A 14,771-nucleotide genomic window follows, 5' to 3' on the forward strand; every position below is an offset into this window, starting at 1 on the left:
GTGCTTACATTCCCCCCCAGCCGCACCAGAAGCAACCGTTCCCACCAACCCCGAAGAGTGGCTGTACTAGGCGCCGCCGGCCGTTGCCAGGGCAAAACTTGCCAGTGTCTCCGCCATCTGAGCACCCCGACCCAACATTCGTGGGCCGCGGGCTCCTTGCACCCTTTCGGGTGAAGGTGCTCCTTAGAAAGGAGGTGATCCAGCCGCACCTTCCGGTACGGCTACCTTGTTACGACTTCGTCCCAATCGCCAGCCCCACCTTCGACGGCTCCCTCCACAAGGGTTGGGCCACCGGCTTCGGGTGTTGCCGACTTTCGTGACGTGACGGGCGGTGTGTACAAGGCCCGGGAACGTATTCACCGCAGCGTTGCTGATCTGCGATTACTAGCGACTCCGACTTCACGGGGTCGAGTTGCAGACCCCGATCCGAACTGAGACCGGCTTTTTGGGATTCGCTCCACCTCACGGTATCGCAGCCCATTGTACCGGCCATTGTAGCATGCGTGAAGCCCTGGACATAAGGGGCATGATGACTTGACGTCATCCCCACCTTCCTCCGAGTTGACCCCGGCAGTCTTCGATGAGTCCCCGCCATAACGCGCTGGCAACATCGAACGAGGGTTGCGCTCGTTGCGGGACTTAACCCAACATCTCACGACACGAGCTGACGACAGCCATGCACCACCTGTGACCGCCCCCGAAGGACCTGCCATCTCTGACAGTTTTGCGGCCATGTCAAACCCAGGTAAGGTTCTTCGCGTTGCATCGAATTAATCCGCATGCTCCGCCGCTTGTGCGGGCCCCCGTCAATTCCTTTGAGTTTTAGCCTTGCGGCCGTACTCCCCAGGCGGGGCGCTTAATGCGTTAGCTGCGGCACAGGGAACCGGAGAGGCCCCCCACACCTAGCGCCCAACGTTTACAGCGTGGACTACCAGGGTATCTAATCCTGTTCGCTCCCCACGCTTTCGCTCCTCAGCGTCAGTATCGGCCCAGAGACCCGCCTTCGCCACCGGTGTTCCTCCTGATATCTGCGCATTTCACCGCTACACCAGGAATTCCAGTCTCCCCTACCGAACTCTAGCCTGCCCGTATCGACCGCAGGCTTGGGGTTGAGCCCCAAGTTTTCACGGTCGACGCGACAAGCCGCCTACGAGCTCTTTACGCCCAATAAATCCGGACAACGCTCGCACCCTACGTCTTACCGCGGCTGCTGGCACGTAGTTGGCCGGTGCTTCTTCTGCAGGTACCGTCACTCTCGCTTCGTCCCTGCTGAAAGAGGTTTACAACCCGAAGGCCGTCATCCCTCACGCGGCGTCGCTGCATCAGGCTTCCGCCCATTGTGCAATATTCCCCACTGCTGCCTCCCGTAGGAGTCTGGGCCGTGTCTCAGTCCCAGTGTGGCCGGTCGCCCTCTCAGGCCGGCTACCCGTCGTCGCCTTGGTAGGCCATCACCCCACCAACAAGCTGATAGGCCGCGAGCCCATCCCAAGCCGAAAAACTTTCCACCCCCAGCCATGCGGCCGGAAGTCCTATTCGGTATTAGCCCCCGTTTCCGAGGGTTATCCCAAAGCTTGGGGCAGGTTGCTCACGTGTTACTCACCCGTTCGCCGCTCGAGTACCCCGAAGGGCCTTTCCGCTCGACTTGCATGTGTTAAGCACGCCGCCAGCGTTCGTCCTGAGCCAGGATCAAACTCTCCAACAAAAAACTATGTTGAACAGCATCCTGACAACAAACAAATGTTGCCAAAGGAATCCCAACCAGCCAGAAAAACTGACCAGTCCGGGGTATAAATCATAATTGGCACTGGCTTTACAAGCACCCTGTTGAGTTCTCAAAGAACAACCACACACCGACCAGAAGCCCCACCTCAGTGGAACCCCAACCGGGGCTTTTCGTTCCGCGTGCCCGCCGCTCTCGCGCTGGGCACTTTTACTACGTTACCTCACCGTCTTGGCTGTGTCAAACCGTGTGTCCCGGTCTGTCATGCTTCGTACGGGTAGGCACCGCCGCACTCACCCAGCAGCGAACCGCTGTGTCAGGTCGTCGGATTTGGCAGGCCGGCCGCTGCGGTCTCCCACAGTCGCGCCCGGTTCCCTGCCGGTCGTGAACCTTACCCGGTCGGTTCCGCTGCACCAAATCCGCCTCGCGGCCGATCCGGCGAGCCCCGCCCGGACCGTGTCTCGAAGGAGCGAACCCCTCCGTGACCCGGCTGCCAGTTCGTTTCGGTGCCTCAGGACTTCCGTCCCGTTTGCCCCGTTCCGCGCTGGCAGAGAGAAAGTTACGCGTCTGCGGGTTTGATCGTCAAATCCGCGGGTAGCGGCGCCCGTCACACTTGCGTCGCCGACCGACTGCCCGGTCCCGTTGGACCGCCCGCTCGGCCCCGGATTCGGCGCTGCCACCAGGGCGAACGAGTCAGGAGGCCCGCTGCCGACGGGCGGCGAGCCATGCCCGGATGCCGAGGACACCGGCTGTCGTCCCGATTGCCATCGACGCTGCGATCAACAGCGCGTGCACCCACAGAAAGCTGGTGGCGGGGCCTTCAGCGACGGTGCCGGACGTCCAGGACCTCGGGTCCTGCCAGATGGCGACCGCGAACCTCGGCCAGATCACCCAGGTCCAGACCCCGACCCCGACCAGGAAGACAGCCCACCCTCGCGACAGCACCATGGCAGCCGAGTATGCCAGCGCCGCTGTTCACCTGGCCGTTCGTGAACACGCCGGCCGAACACCCACCCGCCACCAAGCGGGCACGGAAGCCGAACAACCGTCCGGCCACCAACCTGCGGTGGCAGGAGACGCGACGAGGTCGCCCCCATCGATCCGTTTTCGACACCAGCTTGGTGGGCACTTCGAAACAGGACAGTTGAGGACCGTCCCCCGGAGGTGTCCCATGCAACCCTCGATCTTCAATCCCTGGGCCTGGCGCGACCCGTCGGCTCTGGCTGGCGGATACACCGAGACCACCCCGTCGGTCACCCCGCGGGAAGGCCAGCACCGTGGCCACGACGGTCCGGACGCTCCCGGCCCCGGCACGCCTGTGGACCTGGTGGGCTACCAGGTGCAGGCGAGTGACGGGCGCATCGGCACCATCGACGAGGCGAGCGACGAGGCGGATGCCGGGTACCTGGTGGTGGACACCGGCCCCTGGATCTTCGGTCAGAAGGTGCTGCTGCCGGCCGGCACGGTGGAGCGGGTCGATCACCAGGAACGCGTCGTGCACGTCGACCGGACCAAGCAGCAGATCAAGGACGCTCCACCGTTCGATGCGGATCCGGCCGACCCGGAGTACCGGGAACGCGTCGGCAGCTACTACGCCGACGGTCACCTTCCCCCGGCCGGCGCCGTCCCGCGGGTAATCTGAGGCCGTGGTCCGGACGGGCAGTTGCGCAACGGAGGCGGTCGACGTGGTCGACGGCCTCCGGCTCGGTGCAGAGCCCGGCGTCCCCACCAGCTCCGGCGACGGCCGTGAGCAACTCCTGAACGTCCTCCGTGCCGGTGGTCTGCGGTTCCGCGCCGGCGCGCGATGGCGGACGGCTCGCTGAGCCGATCCCGCTGACCGAGGGGGCCGACCTGCCCCGCTCGGCGCGCGCCCACGCGTGACCCACCTTCGGATACGAGAGGCATCACCATGTCCGTCGCACGAATGCTCACCGGCGACCGGCCGACCGGCCGCCTGCACCTCGGCCACTACGTCGGCAGTATCGCCAACCGGGTGCGGCTGCACCGGCGCTACGAGAGCTTCTTCATCATCGCCGACCTGCACATGCTCACCACGCGCAACCGCCGCGAGGACATCGACCAGGTCTCCGGCAACGCCCGGGAGATGGTCACCGACATCCTCGCCGCCGGCGTCGACCCGGAGCGGGCCACGTTCTACCTCCAGTCGGCCATCCCGGAGGTCGGTGACCTCAACACCCTGCTCCAGAACCTGGTGACCGTTCCCCGGCTGGAACGGGTGCCCTCGCTCAAGGACATGGCCCGCGATGCCGGCAAGGAGGAGATGCCGTACGGACTGCTTGGTTATCCGGTGCTCCAGGCCGCGGACATCCTCTGTGTGAAGGGCGAGGTGGTCCCGGTCGGTCGGGACAACGCGGCGCACGTCGAGGTGACCCGCGAGATAGCGCGGCGGTTCAACCATCTGTACGGCCCGGTCTTCCCGGTGCCCGAGCTGATCGCGGCGGACACGCCGAGCCTGGTGGGCACCGACGGGGCGGCCAAGATGAGCAAGAGTCGAGGGAACACCATCGCTCTCTCCGATGATGCGGCGACGGTGCGTCGCAAGGTGCTCGGCATGTACACCGATCCGAACCGGGTGCGGGCCGACGTGCCGGGCACTGTGGAAGGCAACCCGGTCTTCGCGTACCACGAGGTCTTCAATCCGGACCGGGACGAGGTGGCCGACCTGGCCCGGCGTTACCGGGCCGGGCGGGTCGGTGACGTGGAGGTCAAGGAACGGCTGGTCGTCGCGCTGGAGGGGTTCCTGACGCCGATCCGGGAGCGCCGGGCCGAGATCGAAGCGGACCGGGGGCTGGTGGACCGGCTGATCGTCGAGGGCACGGAGCGGACCCGCCAGGAGGTACGCCAGACCTTGGTCGAGGTACGCCGGGCGATGGGGCTGACCGGCGCGTACCAGCAGGTGCGGCGGCGGGCTGAGCGGAGCCGGCGGCGGACCGACGCCTCGGCCTGAGGCGGGGCACCCGGTCGGTTCTATCCGCTCTCCTCGGCGACGCTCGGCGGGGAGAGCGGATGAATCGCCGGCCAATCTGGCGCAGAATGCGTTGATGAAGGGGATTTTCGGCGTTCGTCCGGTGCCGGCCGCGCAGACGCACCGGACCACGATGTTCGAGATCTTCTTCGATCTGGTCTTCGTCTTCGCGCTCACCCGGGTCATCACGTTCATGGCCGGCTCGCCGACCGCGCTCACCCTGGCCCAGGGGCTGCTGCTCCTCCTGCTGCTGCTCTACTCCTGGGGGCCGTACACCTGGTTGGGAAACCTGGTCCGCGCGGACGTCGGCCTGGTCCGCGGGGCGACCCTCGTCGCGATGGCGGCGATCTTCGTGGCCGCGCTGGTGCTGCCGGACGCGTGGCGGCAGGAACCGGAACTCCTCGACCCGCCACTGACCCTCGCCCTGGCCTACGTGGTCGTCCGGGCGGTGCAGCTCGTGATCCTGTTCTGGGTGAGCGCGACGAATCCGCCGCTGCGCTCGACGCTGCGTTTCTTCAGCGTCCCGGTGGTGCTGGCGTGGCTCCCGCTGATCGGCGGCGCACTGCTCGGCGGCACGGCCCAGACGGTGCTCTGGACGGCCGCGTTGCTTGTGGACATCGGGGGCGCGCGGGTCGCGTCCACCTTCCGGCCATGGCAACTGCGCAGCCTGGACCACTTCACCGAGCGGTTCGGCCTGGTGCTCATCATCGCGCTGGGCGAGTCGTTGATCTCCGCCGGCGCGGGGCCACGGACGATGGCGCCGCCCGGTGCGGCGATGGCGGCCGCGCTGCTCGGCCTCACCAGCACTGTCTGCCTGTGGTGCCTGTACTTCGACCGGCTGGCGCCCGCCGCACGGGTTGCGATCGGCGCCGTGCCGGATGAGCGCCGGGTCGGCGTGGCCGGCGACGCGTACGGCCTCGGGCACTCCCCGTTGATCATCGGTGCCATCTTCGTGGCGCTCGGCATCGAGGAGGTGATCGATCGGCTCAGCGGGGAGGCGTCCCCCGCTGAGCCGCTGGGCTGGGTAGCCGCCACCGCCCTGTACGGGGGCGCGGCCCTCTACCTGAGCAGCAGGCTGGTCTTCCGCCGACTGACCGTCGGCGCCGTCGACGCGACGCAGGTCGGGGCCGCGCTGCTGCCTGTCGCGCTGCTGCCGGTCGGCCGATCTCTGGCCCCGTTGGCGGCGCTCGCCCTGCTGACCGTCCTCCTGATCGCTGTCACCTGGTTCGAGGGACGGGTGGACCGACGCGACTCGGCCTCGTGAACCCGGCCGGAAAAACCTGACAGGCCGTGTCGATATCGCCGGGCCTCGACCGTCGTCATGCTGTACGGCAACCCGGCCGCACCGAGAGGAGCCGAAACGTGAAGTACATGCTGCTGTTCATGAGCCCCGCGAACGACGAAGCCGGCAACGGGTGCACCGTCGAGGACTGGATCCGCTACGACCAGGCGATGAAGGATGCCGGGATCTGGGTCTCCGGGCACCCGTTGCAGGACCTGACCACCTGCACGACGGTGCAGGTCGGCCCGGACGGCGAACGCACGATCACCGACGGGCCGTTCGCCGAGACCCGCGAGGTGCTCGGCGGGTACGACATCATCGACGTGCCGGATCTCGACGTCGCGTTGGAGTGGGCCGCCCGCAGCCCCGGCGCCACCGGCAACGGGTCGGTGCAGGTGCGTCCGGTCGCCGAGATCGAGGTCGAGGTCTGACCGTGGCGAGCGGAGAGGCGGCAGCCGGGTCGGTGGAGGCGGTGTTCCGGGAGGAGCACGGCCGGCTGCTCGCCTCGCTCGTGCACCGTTTCGGCGACCTCGACCTGGCCGAGGAGGTCGCCTCCGAGGCGATCGAGGCGGCACTCGTGCACTGGCCGACCGACGGCGTCCCGAGCCGGCCCGGCGCCTGGCTGCTGACCACGGCCCGCCGCCGAGCCGTCGACCGGTTACGCCGCGACCGGGTGCTGGCGACGCGGCTCGCCGTACTCCGGGCGGAGGCCGAGCGGGCCGATCCCGCCCCACCCGCCGACACCGACCGGGACCTGCCGGACGACCGACTGGCGCTCTTCTTCACCTGCGCGCACCCGGCCCTGGCCGGGCCGGACCGTGCGGCGCTCACCCTGCGGTTCCTCGCCGGCCTGACCACGACCGAGGTCGCGCGCGCGTTCCTGGTGCCGCCCGCGACAATGGCGCAGCGACTCGTCCGGGCCAAGCGGAAGATCCGCGACGCCCGCATCCCGTTCCGGGTGCCGGGCGTCGACGAGCTGCCCGCCCGGCTGCCCACGGTGCTCCAGGCCATCTACTCGGTCTTCACCGAGGGGTACGCCGCCAGCACCGGCCCGGTTCTCCAGCGAACCGACCTCGCCGAGGAGGCCATCCGGCTGGCCCGGATCCTGCGCCGGCTGCTGCCCGCCGAACGGGAGGTCGCCGGTCTGCTCGGATTGCTGCTGCTGGTCCATGCTCGGCGGGACGCCCGCACCGGTCCGGACGGCGCGGTGGTCCTCCTCGACGACCAGGACCGCGGCCGGTGGGACCACGCGATGATCGACGAGGGGCGGGCGCTGGTGGTCGTCGCGCTGACCGGCCCGGCACCCGGGCCGTACGGGGTGCAGGCCGCCATCGCCGCGCTGCACGACGAGGCCGCCGACGTGACAAGCACCGACTGGCCCCAGGTGGTGGCGCTCTACGACGTGCTGCTCGGCATGGTCGCCTCACCGGTCGTGGCACTGAACCGGGCCGCCGCCGTGGCCATGCGCGACGGGCCGGACGCCGGGCTCGCCCTGCTCGACGAGTTGGCCGACGATCCGCGGCTGCGTGGCTACCACCTCTATCCCGCCACCCGGGCGGACCTGCTGCGCCGACTCGGTCGCGACGACGAGGCCGCGGCGGCGTACCGCAGCGCGTTGGCGCTGGTCGGGACCGAGCCGGAACGGGCCCACCTGCTGCGCCGGCTGGCGTCCGTCACCGAAGACTGAACGGGGGTGCCGCTGTACCCTTCCCCGATGACTCTGCCTCTGCCAGCCGGTGAGTTCGCGGCGTACCTGTTCGACTGCGACGGCACCATCGTCGACTCGATGCCGCTGCACTACCTGGCCTGGCAGCGGGCCCTGCACGAGTGGGGTTGCGAGTTCCCGGAGGACCTCTTCTACGCGTGGGGTGGCCGGCCGACCGCCGACATCATCGTCGCCCTGAACGAGCAGCAGGGTCTGGCCATGCCGGTGGCGACAGTCGTCGAGCGCCGGGAGAGCTACTACGAGGAGCTGCTGCCGCAGCTCGCCGCCGTACCCGAGGTGGTGGCGCACATCCACGACGCCCACCGGCGGGTCCCGTTCGCCGTCGTCTCCGGCAGCACCCGCGCCTCGGTCACCGCCTCGCTCGACGCGCTCGGCCTGCTGGACCGGTTCGACGTGCTGGTCTGCGCCGAGGACTACACCCGGGCCAAGCCCGACCCGGAGGCGTTCCTGCTCGCGGCGGAGCACCTCGGCGTACCCCCGGGGTCGTGCCTGGTCTTCGAGGACACCGACCTGGGCATCCAGGCCGCGACCGCGGCCGGCATGGCATCGGTACGCGTGCCGCAACAGCGCACGCCGCGTTGAGGTCTCAGGCCACCGTCAGCAGCAGCTTGCCCGGGTAGGAGGACGCCAGACGCTGGTGCGCTTCCCGCACCTTGCCCAGCGGGTACGTCTGCGCGACGTGCACCACGAACGGGCCGGCCTCGATGAGTTCGTTGAGGCGTTGCAACTGTCGGGGGCTCGATTCGCCGTCGTACGCCCGGACCACCACACCCGGCCGTTCCTGCGGCTCCGGCCGCACCCCGTGGGCGAACGCGACAACGCCGCCGTCGGTCAGCGCCTCGGTGAGCCGGTCCAGCGTCTTGCCGCCGGCCATCGCCAGGATGGCGTCCACCCCGGCCGGCGCCGCGTCCCGGATCCGGGCCAGCACCTCGGTCATGTCGCCGTGGCCGTCGAGGGACACGTCGGCGCCGAGTCGGGTCACCAGCGCGACGCCGTCCGACCCGGACGCCACGGCGATCACGTTCAGGCCCTGCCGCTTGGCCAACTGCACGGCCAGGTGGCCCTGACCGCCGCTCGCACCGAAGATCAGCAACCAGGCGCCGGCCGACAGGCTGAGGGTGTCCAGCCCGGCGAGCGCGGTCAACGCGTCGGTGGGCATGGCCCCGGCGTGCTCGGCCGGTACGCCATCGGGCACCTTCGCCGCGTAGTCCGCCTTGACCGCCGCGTACTCGGCGTAGAAGCCGCCCTTCGGGCGGGTGGTGGCGGAGACGTAGACCAGCTCGCCGACCACGACGTTTGACACCTTTTTGCCAGCCGCGATGACGGTGCCGGCACCGTCGGAGCCGGGCACGATCGGCAGCGCGGAGCCCTCCGGCACCAGCACACCCTGCCGCTCGTAGACGTCCCACACCCCCACGCCGGCGCTCAGGACCTTGACCAGCACCTCGTCGTCGGCGATCTGCGGGATCGGCAGCTTCCGCAGGGTGATCACCTCCGGCCCGCCGAACTCGTCGAGTGCCGCGGCCTGCATCCGCTCTGGCACATCCCCGTCAACCATCTGGATTCCCCCTCTGTGCCGGCGTCACCGTCGCAGCATGCCGGCTCGGGGACGGGGGGTGGTCCGGAGCCGAGTGCCGTTCACCCACAAGGGCGACCGCCCACGCCGGGTGCGTCCCGAGGGGGCCAACCGGGCGGTGCTGCCGTCGGCCGCCTCCGGCTGAGCGATCAGGAGGTCTGCGGCTCCTGGCCACGCAGCGCCTGCGCGACGGCGTCGCGTACGCGGGCGTCCTCGCGCGCCTTGCGCTGCGTCCGGTTGCGGCGGCGGTACAGGTACGCGCCGACAGCCGCGGCGACCAGTACGACGAGCGCCAGCACCACCGTCCACGGCAGCGCCCAGCCGTGCGCGGTGGCCTGGACCGGCTTGAGCGAGGTGGTCGAGCCGGAGGCGTCGGTGAGCAGCGGGGTGAGGGTCACTGTCGCGGCCAGCGAGACGGCGGGGGCGACCCCGGCGATCGGCACCGTCACGTCCCAGCTCTCACCCGGGAGCAGCTCCGGCGGCGCGGCGATGTCCTTCGCCCGGACCCGCAGCACGCCGAACGGCCCCGAGACCGATACCGCCTGCTGCCCGGAGAGCGCGGCGTTGCCGACGTTGTGAATCCGGTAGGTGACGGTGGCGTCGCCCTTGCTGAACGGGTTGGCCGAGCCGGCGTACGTCACGTGCGGGTCCTCGATCGCGAGGTTCGGCTTCAGCTCGCCGCCGACCCGCAGCTTGATCCGGATGCCCAGGCGCCGGTCGACGTTGATGCCCTCGGCCTGGTCGCCCTGGGTGAGCGTGGTGAGGATCCCGCCCACGTAGTCACCGGGCGTGGCGTTGTCCGGGACGCTGACCGTGAAGGGAACCTGCGCGGTCTTCCCGGGCTGGATCACGACGCTGCCGGCCTTCGGCTTCGCCCAGGCGCCGATCGCGACGGACTTGGCGTCCCTGGTGAGCAGGTCGAGCTGGCCCGCGTCGGTGGTGAAGCCGTCGGCGGCGTACACGGACAGGGTCAGCGGCGCCTTGCCGCGGTTGGCCACCACCATGGCGTCCTCGACGGCGCCGCCGGGGTTGACGTTGTAGCTGTAACTGGACCGAGCCTCGCCGTAGCCGTTGGAGGCCGTGCGGACCGTCCAGGCGACGTTGCCGTCCGCCGCCAGGGCGGGGCCGGCGCCGACGCCGACGGTCGCGACGGCGGCGAGCACTGACAGCGCGGTGGTACGAACGAGCATCTTCCAGCGTGTTACGGACGGGTACATGTCGGATCCCTGAGGTGATCTTGGAAGGATGGCAAATGGGTGGCGGGGTAGGCCCCCGAAGGTGCCTACCCCGCCCGATGGAACGGTTCGGTCAGCTGCTCAGCGCGGTGATCGTGAGCGTGGTGCGGTAGCTACCCTTCGCGATGCTGTCCGGGATCTTCAGATCCAGGTCGGCACCGAGCCGGGCGCCGCCCCGCGCGTGACCCTGCGCGGCAGCGGCGAGGGCGCTGGAGACCGAGAGGCCCTTGCCCTGGTCGTCGAAGGACGACAGGACCGGGGCGCCGGCCTCGGCGCCCGCGCCGCCGTCGAGCACGTACGGGGTCCAGCCCAGGTAGGAGCCGGAAAACTTCTTGTCGGCGTCCTGGAAGTCGCCGACGTTGGCCGAGATCGACCACGGGGCGAGCGAACGGCGGCTGTCCGACACGAGGATCGGGTTGATCTTGCCGGCCGCCCCGAAGAAGGTGCCGTCGCGCTCCTGGGCGGTACCCAGGTCGACAAGGCCGTTGTAGCCGTCGATCGTCCAGCCGAACTCGCCCGGAGCCGGGTTCGGCACGTTGACCTGGATGGCCTGACCGTCACCGTGGTACGGGTGCACCGTGACCTTGTCGGTCACCGAGCCGATCGGCTGACCGTCCGGGGTGTTGACGCAGGAGAGGCCCTTCTCGACTGCCGCGTTCGGCGCCGCGCAGGTGCCGCTGCGGACGTTGGCCAGGACCAGCTTGTCGCCGCGCACCTGCACCTTGACGTAGCTGCGGACGTGCTCCTGGTTCTGGGTCGAGTTGTACCAGTACTTGCCCGGGTCCAGCGGGTCCGGGCCGTTGCCGCGGATGCCGGTGCCGGAGGTGTCCGGCTTCTTGATGTCGTAGTACTTCGAGCCGGAGGCCGAGTTCGCCGTCACGTAGATGACGCCGCCCGGACCGGGGAACACGTCGGCAGCGCCGGGCTGCTCGGCCGGGTTCTCCTTCTGGCCGTTCTTGATCGAGTAGCTACGGGAGTAGCTGTGGTCGTGACCCTGGAGCACCATGTCGACGCCGAGGTTGGAGAACGCCGTGGTGAAGTCCTCCCGACGCTGCTTGTTGTCGGTGTCGGTCGCGTGGGTGGCCGGCGAGTAGATGGAGTGGTGGTAGACCAGCACCTTCCACTTGGCCTCGGAGCCGTGCTTGTTGATCACGTCGGTGACGTACGCGACGTGCGCCGCGTCGCCGCCGGCGGAGCCGTCCGCCGGGTTGGCGTAGCTGTTGCTGTTCAGGTCGATGAACAGCACGTCCTTGTGGATGAACCAGTAGTCGCCGCCGGACCGGGTCGCCTGGTCGCCGCTGTAGTACTGGGCCGACCGGTCGGTGTTCGGGGTGAAGTGGTGCTGCTCGTAGGACTTGCCGCCGACGTCGTGGTTACCGATGGTGGCCACGAGCGGGTACTGGCGCAGCGTGTCGGGGGCCAGGAACGAGGTCCACTGACCCTCGTCGTTGGCGCTCTCCACGTGGTCACCGGCGGAGACCAGCAGCTCGGCGTTCGGGTTGGCCCCGGTGGCGACCTTCAGGGTCTCCTCCCAGCCGGCCTGGTCCTTCAGCCGGTCACCGGAGGAACCGATCTGCGGGTCACCGAAGAACAGGAAGTCGTAGTCGCCCTCGAAGTCCTGGGTCTTGAAGGCGTACGCCGGGGACCAGCTGCCCTCGTCGCCGACCCGGTACGAGTACGCCGTGTTCTCCCGCAGGTTGCTGATCGTGGCGTGCCGGTTGAACCCGGTGGTGGAGGTGTTCGCCGCGCCGACGGCGTCGAAGCTGACGGCGCTGGCCGGAAACTCGCCGTTGACGATCTCGGCGGTCGGGGCGAGCTGGATCTTCTGCGCGGTGTCCGCGGAGGAGTACCAGCTCACGATCCGCTGGGTCTCGTTGGCGCCGACGCCGAGGATCACGCCGGTGATCGTGGTGGGCTCGGCCGCGCTGGCAGTGGCCGTGAGGCCGCTGCCGAGGGCCGCGCCCATTCCCAGGAAGCCGGCTGCGACCCCGGCGACCACGCGCCGCCGCACAAGCCCGGGGGCCCGTGTCGAGGTGCTCAATGTCATCGACATTGTTCCCTTTTCAAATAGAGAAATGGATGGTGACTTCACCCGACGCCGGGGAAGTAAATCCACGCTTTCGCCGCCTGATGAACCGACCATGAACGTGATCTTGCGAAAGCCTGCACTTCGCGAACTACTTAGCCTTACTCAGGACCCGGAAACGCGCTGCACAAACCAGATGAGCCCCATGACGGACACGGCTGCGGAAACAACCCCGGTCGCCCAGATGCCGGCTTTCGGCGCACGCCGCCGCAGGACGAGCAGGAGCGGGAAGACCACCGCGATAATCGTCAACTGAACGACCTCGATGCCGATGTTGAACACCAGCAGCGACCACAGCAGGGTCCACGACCAGGCCTCGTCGATGCCCAACGCGCCAGCGAAGCCCAGGCCGTGCACGAGACCGAAGCAGAACACCACACCGAGCCGGATCCAGCCGGCCCGGTCCAGGCTGAAGTGACCGGCCCCCGCCGTCTCCAGGTCGGTCGCGTGCGCGCCGCGTCGCCAGATTCCCCACAGGTGCCAACCGGCGACGACGGCGATCGACAACGCGATGACCGGCTCCGCGATCGCCCCCGGCACCTCGACCAGCCCGAGGGCCGCGAGCATGAACGTCACCGAGTGCGCCAGGGTGAAGCTGGTGGCCGCGAGCACGATCTCCCGCAGCCGCCGCGAGCCGGCGATGAGCGCCAGCAGGAACAGGATGTGGTCGATCCCGGACAGCAGATGCTCGGCGCCCAGCAGGAAGAACTCCCCGAACCGCTCGTACCAGGCCTGCCCGGTCGAGAAGGTGGGGTTGGCGCTGTCCAGCGCCGCACTGCCCGAACGGCCGTCGATCTCGTACGTGACGATCGTCTTGGTGCCCTTGACGTACCCCTCGTCGTCCGGGAACAGCGCGCTGCGCACCTCGTGCTCGTCGACCCGTTCGGGGCAGGTCCAGTCGAGCAGCAGATTCGCGTACGGCACGCCCTCGCGCTCGCCGATCGTCGCGTCGCCCACCTGGGTCGGCCGACACGCCGCATCCCGCGCGGTGACCGAGAACCGGTCGGAGACATATCTGAGGACCGTCGACGAGTGGCTCTTCAGTGCCGCGGCCTGGGCGTCGCTGTCGCCCGCATCGAAGGCGGCAGTGCCCGTCTGGAAGAGCGGATCGTCGTCGACCGCATCCGCGGCGGACACGACGAGAAGGTCGTATTCGAGGTCCATCGCCGTACGGATGTGACCCTCGTCTCCGGCCGTTATTTTCGCGTACACAGTCGACGAAAACCCGTGTGCGGATGCCGTTCCGGCGCCCAAAAATGGAAGCACCACTGCGGCAATCCCGACAGCGGTGACGATAACGGTACGGCGGACGCGCCCCAACATGCGGCTCCCTCGGTTGGCCAGTGCACGTTGCATGGCGCGGGTGAACACCAGCCCGCGTGCCGACGAACCGCCGGAGAACAAAGGCCCCGAACGGTCGCGCGCAGATAAACGGCGCAGGGAATTGAGATAGGAATACGAAGCTGCCGCCACCACTCGAAAGGACGACCACCTTGCGCCCCCCGCTTCGGGCCGTTGCCATGCTGGCCGCGACCGCCGCGCTGGTCACCGCCTGCAACTCCGGCGACGACTGGTCACAGCCGCACCCCGCGCCCAGCGCCGTGGGGACTCTCGGCCCCGGATTCGTCGACCCCTCCACCACCCCCGCTCCGGAGGCGACGATCACGCCGCGACCCGGCTCGTGGGCGGGGGTCCATCCGCCGAGGGACTACCGGGTCGTCCTGCTCACCGCCGGTGCCGACGACCCGACCAAGGCGCTCGTGACGGCCGTACGGGAGTGGGCCGACGACGAGCACGCGGATCTCCGGACGATCGTCGTCGGCAATGCCCACGATGCCGTTCCCAGCATCGCCAGGGCCATGGAGATGAACCCGGATCTCATCGTCAGCGCCGGGGGAGACCTCATCGATCCCCTCGCCCTGGTCACCCCGAACCACCTGGACGAGAAGTTCCTCGTGGTGGGCGCCGAGCTCGCCGAGCCCACCCACAACGTCACAGCGGTCGACTGGGAAGGCGCGTCGTTCCGCGGAGAAGGGCTCGGCATGTCCTCGACGTACGACCCGAAGTCGTTCACCGCCGAGCGCTGCGCGGCGGCCATCCGGGCGGGCGTGGCGGCGGTCCTCAACGACCTGACCGGGATCGTGGTCTGGCTCTGACGGC

13 protein-coding genes and 1 rRNA gene are annotated in these 14,771 nt (G+C 68.9%); 8 read left to right on the top strand and 6 right to left on the bottom strand.

The genetic code is table 11. From position 1 onward, the window contains the following. Positions 1-187: 187 nt before the first annotated feature. Both ACQPWW_RS33440 and ACQPWW_RS33445 read right to left on the bottom strand, forming a co-directional pair. A 16S ribosomal RNA gene (locus ACQPWW_RS33440) occupies positions 188-1,702 on the bottom strand. Between the two features lie 711 nt (positions 1,703-2,413). After that, positions 2,414-2,668 (bottom strand): SCO4848 family membrane protein, encoded by a 255-nt coding sequence (locus ACQPWW_RS33445; RefSeq protein ID WP_433127780.1) that lies wholly within the window; start codon positions 2,666-2,668, stop codon positions 2,414-2,416. 223 nt (positions 2,669-2,891) lie between these two features. On the opposite strand from ACQPWW_RS33445, the gene ACQPWW_RS33450 reads away from it, so the two are divergent. The 6 genes from ACQPWW_RS33450 to ACQPWW_RS33475 all read left to right on the top strand — a co-directional run bounded on the left by ACQPWW_RS33450 (position 2,892) and on the right by ACQPWW_RS33475 (position 8,296). Continuing rightward, positions 2,892-3,362 (top strand): PRC-barrel domain-containing protein, encoded by a 471-nt coding sequence (locus ACQPWW_RS33450; protein ID WP_433127781.1) that lies wholly within the window; start codon positions 2,892-2,894, stop codon positions 3,360-3,362. 267 nt (positions 3,363-3,629) lie between these two features. Further along, positions 3,630-4,688: a tryptophan--tRNA ligase gene (gene trpS / locus ACQPWW_RS33455; protein ID WP_433127782.1), complete on the top strand. Its 1,059-nt coding sequence runs from the start codon at positions 3,630-3,632 to the stop codon at positions 4,686-4,688. Positions 4,689-4,782: 94 nt separating this feature from the next. Further along, positions 4,783-5,970, top strand: coding sequence for a low temperature requirement protein A (locus tag ACQPWW_RS33460; protein ID WP_433127783.1), 1,188 nt, complete (start codon positions 4,783-4,785; stop codon positions 5,968-5,970). 107 nt (positions 5,971-6,077) lie between these two features. After that, a complete protein-coding gene (locus tag ACQPWW_RS33465) occupies positions 6,078-6,419 on the top strand; it encodes a YciI family protein (protein WP_433134734.1) in 342 nt (113 codons plus the stop codon). Positions 6,420-6,421: 2 nt separating this feature from the next. Beyond that, entirely contained in the window at positions 6,422-7,675 is a 1,254-nt protein-coding gene (locus ACQPWW_RS33470) for an RNA polymerase sigma factor (protein ID WP_433127784.1), read from the top strand. A gap of 27 nt (positions 7,676-7,702) precedes the next feature. Then, a complete protein-coding gene (locus ACQPWW_RS33475; RefSeq protein WP_433127785.1) occupies positions 7,703-8,296 on the top strand; it encodes an HAD family hydrolase in 594 nt (197 codons plus the stop codon). Between the two features lie 4 nt (positions 8,297-8,300). Here the strand turns inward: ACQPWW_RS33475 and ACQPWW_RS33480 are convergent, their stop codons facing one another. Next, on the bottom strand, positions 8,301-9,272 hold the full coding sequence (locus tag ACQPWW_RS33480; protein WP_433127786.1) for an NADP-dependent oxidoreductase: 972 nt from the start codon (positions 9,270-9,272) through the stop codon (positions 8,301-8,303). Between the two features lie 37 nt (positions 9,273-9,309). On the opposite strand from ACQPWW_RS33480, the gene ACQPWW_RS33485 reads away from it, so the two are divergent. Then, positions 9,310-9,435, top strand: a complete 126-nt coding sequence (locus tag ACQPWW_RS33485) for a hypothetical protein (protein ID WP_433127787.1) — start codon at positions 9,310-9,312, stop codon at positions 9,433-9,435. 4 nt (positions 9,436-9,439) lie between these two features. Here the strand turns inward: ACQPWW_RS33485 and ACQPWW_RS33490 are convergent, their stop codons facing one another. From ACQPWW_RS33490 to ACQPWW_RS33500, 3 genes are all read right to left on the bottom strand, one after another. After that, a complete protein-coding gene (locus ACQPWW_RS33490) occupies positions 9,440-10,480 on the bottom strand; it encodes a WxL protein peptidoglycan domain-containing protein (RefSeq protein ID WP_433127788.1) in 1,041 nt (346 codons plus the stop codon). Between the two features lie 118 nt (positions 10,481-10,598). Next, positions 10,599-12,572 (bottom strand): fibronectin type III domain-containing protein, encoded by a 1,974-nt coding sequence (locus ACQPWW_RS33495; protein WP_433127789.1) that lies wholly within the window; start codon positions 12,570-12,572, stop codon positions 10,599-10,601. 144 nt (positions 12,573-12,716) lie between these two features. Then, a complete protein-coding gene (locus ACQPWW_RS33500; protein ID WP_433127790.1) occupies positions 12,717-13,934 on the bottom strand; it encodes a HupE/UreJ family protein in 1,218 nt (405 codons plus the stop codon). A 170-nt stretch (positions 13,935-14,104) separates the two neighbouring features. On the opposite strand from ACQPWW_RS33500, the gene ACQPWW_RS33505 reads away from it, so the two are divergent. After that, positions 14,105-14,767, top strand: coding sequence for a hypothetical protein (locus ACQPWW_RS33505; protein ID WP_433127791.1), 663 nt, complete (start codon positions 14,105-14,107; stop codon positions 14,765-14,767). Positions 14,768-14,771: the final 4 nt, after the last annotated feature.

It is taken from the genome of Micromonospora sp. CA-240977 (genome assembly GCF_050942285.1).
In the GTDB taxonomy this organism is placed as follows: domain Bacteria; phylum Actinomycetota; class Actinomycetes; order Mycobacteriales; family Micromonosporaceae; genus Micromonospora.

Excerpts from the sequence above, each read along its gene's own strand:
- ACQPWW_RS33445 (WP_433127780.1), bottom strand. The coding sequence starts at position 2,668 with ATGGTGCTGTCGCGAGGGTGGGCTGTCTTCCTGGTCGGGGTCGGGGTC.
- ACQPWW_RS33450 (WP_433127781.1), top strand. The coding sequence starts at position 2,892 with ATGCAACCCTCGATCTTCAATCCCTGGGCCTGGCGCGACCCGTCGGCT.
- trpS (WP_433127782.1), top strand. The coding sequence starts at position 3,630 with ATGTCCGTCGCACGAATGCTCACCGGCGACCGGCCGACCGGCCGCCTG.
- ACQPWW_RS33460 (WP_433127783.1), top strand. The coding sequence starts at position 4,783 with ATGAAGGGGATTTTCGGCGTTCGTCCGGTGCCGGCCGCGCAGACGCAC.
- ACQPWW_RS33465 (WP_433134734.1), top strand. The coding sequence starts at position 6,078 with ATGCTGCTGTTCATGAGCCCCGCGAACGACGAAGCCGGCAACGGGTGC.
- ACQPWW_RS33475 (WP_433127785.1), top strand. The coding sequence starts at position 7,703 with ATGACTCTGCCTCTGCCAGCCGGTGAGTTCGCGGCGTACCTGTTCGAC.
- ACQPWW_RS33480 (WP_433127786.1), bottom strand. The coding sequence starts at position 9,272 with ATGGTTGACGGGGATGTGCCAGAGCGGATGCAGGCCGCGGCACTCGAC.
- ACQPWW_RS33485 (WP_433127787.1), top strand. The coding sequence starts at position 9,310 with ATGCCGGCTCGGGGACGGGGGGTGGTCCGGAGCCGAGTGCCGTTCACC.
- ACQPWW_RS33490 (WP_433127788.1), bottom strand. The coding sequence starts at position 10,480 with ATGCTCGTTCGTACCACCGCGCTGTCAGTGCTCGCCGCCGTCGCGACC.
- ACQPWW_RS33495 (WP_433127789.1), bottom strand. The coding sequence starts at position 12,572 with ATGACATTGAGCACCTCGACACGGGCCCCCGGGCTTGTGCGGCGGCGC.
- ACQPWW_RS33500 (WP_433127790.1), bottom strand. The coding sequence starts at position 13,934 with ATGTTGGGGCGCGTCCGCCGTACCGTTATCGTCACCGCTGTCGGGATT.